This window comes from Corallococcus interemptor, assembly GCF_003668875.1.
Classification (GTDB): Bacteria; Myxococcota; Myxococcia; order Myxococcales; family Myxococcaceae; genus Corallococcus; species Corallococcus interemptor.
Genome location: NZ_RAWM01000433.1, coordinates 1 through 394, shown reverse-complemented (window position 1 = coordinate 394; position 394 = coordinate 1). Strand labels below are relative to the sequence as shown.

Below are 394 nucleotides of genomic sequence, written 5' to 3'. Positions count from 1 at the left end.
AGGTGGAAAATCGACTTTACCGCCGACGGGATCGGCGATAAAGCTGCAGTTGCCAGTTTTCCTCCTCTACGAGCGGAGGAAAACTGGAAAATCCATTTTACCGCCAATGATAGCGGCGGTAAAGCTGCAATTGCAAGTTTTCCTCTCATAGTGGAGGAAAACTGGAAAAAGCGAGTTTACCGCCCATGCAAGCAGCGGTAAAGCTGCGAGAGTGTACGAATACAGTCACAAGACCTTTCCATTTGCAACTAACATAGAATAAAATGAAAGAATCAACAGTTCCGTTTTTTCTTCTAGCCCATATCTAGCGAACTCCCATATGATATCACCGGAGAGAAAAAAATCACACAAGCCGACTTTGGCAATAGACAGATGCAGAATTGAATTTCTAGGC

Annotated in this window: 1 protein-coding gene; it reads left to right on the top strand. The window is 44.4% G+C overall.

The genetic code is table 11. The features are described 5' to 3' along the window. Positions 1-201: hypothetical protein (locus D7X96_RS40690; protein WP_208647475.1), on the top strand; the 201-nt coding region annotated here is incomplete at its 5' end. Between the last annotated feature and the right edge of the window lie 193 nt (positions 202-394).